At 71.8% G+C, this 2,607-nt stretch carries 3 protein-coding genes; 2 read left to right on the forward strand and 1 reads right to left on the reverse strand.

The window, feature by feature from the left end; translation table 11 throughout:
• The first annotated feature begins 140 nt into the window (after nt 1-140).
• Both ACFW2Y_RS35460 and ACFW2Y_RS35465 read left to right on the forward strand, forming a co-directional pair.
• Nucleotides 141-1,574 carry a WGR domain-containing protein gene (locus ACFW2Y_RS35460; RefSeq protein WP_384887776.1) on the forward strand — a complete coding sequence of 478 codons (1,434 nt, stop codon included), beginning with the start codon at nt 141-143 and terminating at the stop codon, nt 1,572-1,574.
• Nucleotides 1,575-1,612: 38 nt separating this feature from the next.
• Entirely contained in the window at nt 1,613-2,065 is a 453-nt protein-coding gene (locus ACFW2Y_RS35465) for a hypothetical protein (RefSeq protein WP_384887778.1), read from the forward strand.
• Between the two features lie 48 nt (nt 2,066-2,113).
• Here the strand turns inward: ACFW2Y_RS35465 and ACFW2Y_RS35470 are convergent, their stop codons facing one another.
• The gene (locus tag ACFW2Y_RS35470; protein ID WP_384887781.1) at nt 2,114-2,536 is read right to left on the reverse strand and encodes a DUF350 domain-containing protein; all 423 of its coding nucleotides are present in this window, start codon (nt 2,534-2,536) and stop codon (nt 2,114-2,116) included.
• Between the last annotated feature and the right edge of the window lie 71 nt (nt 2,537-2,607).

The raw sequence follows: 2,607 nt of genomic DNA on the forward strand, positions 1-2,607 counted from the left end.
GCCCAGTGGGCCCGGCCCGCCCCGGCGTGCGCCCCGGTGCGCGGGGGCGGCGGCGACCGCGGTGCCCGGCACCCGGACGCCGGCGTCGGCGTCGACGTCAGCCGTCGTCGATGTCAGTGGTGGCCCCTACCGTTCTGGTCATGACGACGACCTATCTGGAGCTGTCCCAGGACGGCGGCGGTGCCCACAAGTTCTACGAAGTGACCGTCGAGGCGCTCGCGGTGTCGGTCCGTTACGGCCGGATCGGCTCCGACGGGCAGACGCAGCGCTCGACGTTCCCGACCGAGGCGAAGGCCCGGGCAGCGGCGGCGAAGAAGATCGGGGAGAAGGTGCGCAAGGGGTACGCCCCCGCAGTCCGGGGGCAGCGCGCCGCGCGCCCCGTGACGCGTCGGGAGGTCAGCTCCACCCCTTCCAGTGCGCGCGCCGTCGCTCCCGTCCTCTGGCGCTTCCGGACCGGCTCGTCCGCCTTCGGTATCCACGTCGAAGAGGAGCGCTGTTGGGTGGGCAACCAGGCGGGGGAAGTCTTCACGCTCGACCACGAGGGAGGGGTGCAGGCCAGGTTCAGCCTGCCGGACGGCGTCAAGTGCCTGGTGGCTGACGACTTCTGGATCTACGCGGGCTGTGACGACGGAAAGGTGTACGACCTGTCGTCCAAGCTCCCCTTTGCCGCGTACGACATCGCTGCCGACGTGGACATCTTCTGGCTCGACATCCACGAGGGCGTGCTGCATGTCGCCGACCGGTCCGGCCGTCTGACGGTCATCGACCACGAGGACGAGCACCAGTGGGCACGGACCGGAGCCGGGGAGCACGCCTGGATGGTCCGGGCGGACGGCGACGCCGTGTACTACGGGGACACCAGGGGCGTCTCCGCCCATGCGCCGGACGGCAGCGGCGAGCGGTGGCACACGGCGACCGGGGGCGGGGTCCTGTTCGGCTGGCAGGAGGACACCGCGGTCTACGCGGGAACGTCCCGCAAGAAGGTGCAGCGACTCGCCAAGGAGGACGGGCGGGTGGAGGCGGTGTACTCCTGTGACGGTCCGGTGTACTCGTGCGCCACTTCACCGGGCGGCCGGTTCGTCTTCGCGGGGGACTCGGCCTCCTCCGTCTACTGCTTCGCGGAGGACGGCACCCGACTGTGGAAGCTCGGCACCGGCGGCGGCTCGGCGCTCTCCATGCAGTACCGGGACGAGCGGCTCTACCTGGTGACCACGGACGGTTCACTGGTCTGCATCGACGCGGGCGAGGCGGCGATCCGGGCGGCACAAGGGGGCGCGGTCCCGGTCGCCCGGGACGTCAAGCTCGACGCCGCCCTCCCGGTGTACGAACCGGCCACGACCGCGACCGCGGTCACCGCGGTCCAGGACGTTCCGGCCGGTTCGGTGGTGGTGGAGTGCGTGGGCGAAGGGGGCAGGACCCGGGTGCGGGTCGTTTCGCAGGGGTACGAATCCGGGTGGAACGTGCAGTTCCCGCGGGCGATCCGGGAGCCTGGTGCGCGGTACGTGGTGGATGCCCTGCACCCGGCCGCCGGCGGCTTCTACCGAGTCCGCGGTGACATCCGGCGGCTGTTGTGACCGGACCGGGAGGCGGAGGCGGGAGCGGAGCCCCGGGCGTGTTCGAGGCCGCCACCGGCGACGGGCCGCCGCTGCCGCGGTCCGAGGCCGAGCAGCGGTCGCGCGAGGTCCGCACCGCGGTCGACGGGCTCCTCCAGATCCGGCGGCTGACCCTGCGTCGGGGTGGTGACCCGAGGGCCGTCCCCGCCGATTGGGAGCGCCGCCAACCGGTCCGTGCGGTGGCCCTGGCCCTGGAGGCCGGTGGAATTCCGCCCTCGTCCACGGACGGCTCCGGAGCGCGACTGTCCACCGGATACCGGGTCAGAGCGGGGGAGGGGGACGGAGCGGCAGTGGTGGAATGGCTTGGTCCGCCCGGTGCGGGCGCCGCCCGGGAAGAGGCGGCGGCCCTCGCCACCTGCGCGGCCGTCCTGGCACGGCTCGGTTGGGAGGCCCTGCTCTACCGGGGACCGCGCGGGCGTCGTTTCCTGGAGGTGGAGCCCATGGCGACCTGAACGGTCGGGCGGGCGGCGAAACGGCCGGGAGCGTCCGCTCCGCGAGGATCAGGCGATGGAGGCGGAGACGATCGCCGAGACCGCGAGGTTGCAGGAGGCGGTCACCCAGACCGCCGGGTGCGGCTCGGGGGCGACGAGGAGGGCACCCAGCTTTCCAGGTGTGAAGAGGTCGACGACGATGAAGGCCACGGCCATCATCACCAGACCGAGGAGACCGAACACGGCCGTCGAGATGAGGCCCTTGCCGAAGTCGTCGTACGTCGTCCAGATCGAGGTGAAGACGACGCCGCCGACGCCGAGCAGCGCCGAGACCAGCAGGATCGCGGCGTTGCGGTTGCGATCTGCCCAGATCTGGCGCCGGAGGTTCCCGGGGGTCAGCAGGTCCACGAGCACGATGCCGAGGATCAGTAGGACCACGCCGAGCGCGCCGTAGGCGCCGGCCCGGCCGAGGCCGTTGACTATGTCGCTCATGAAACGCCGACTCCGAGAGGTTGCGATCACAGGGGATCGTCGGTCAAGGACCGGCAAAATGTAGCGTACGG

This window comes from Streptomyces sp. NPDC058877, from assembly GCF_042742855.1.
Taxonomy (GTDB): domain Bacteria; phylum Actinomycetota; class Actinomycetes; order Streptomycetales; family Streptomycetaceae; genus Streptomyces.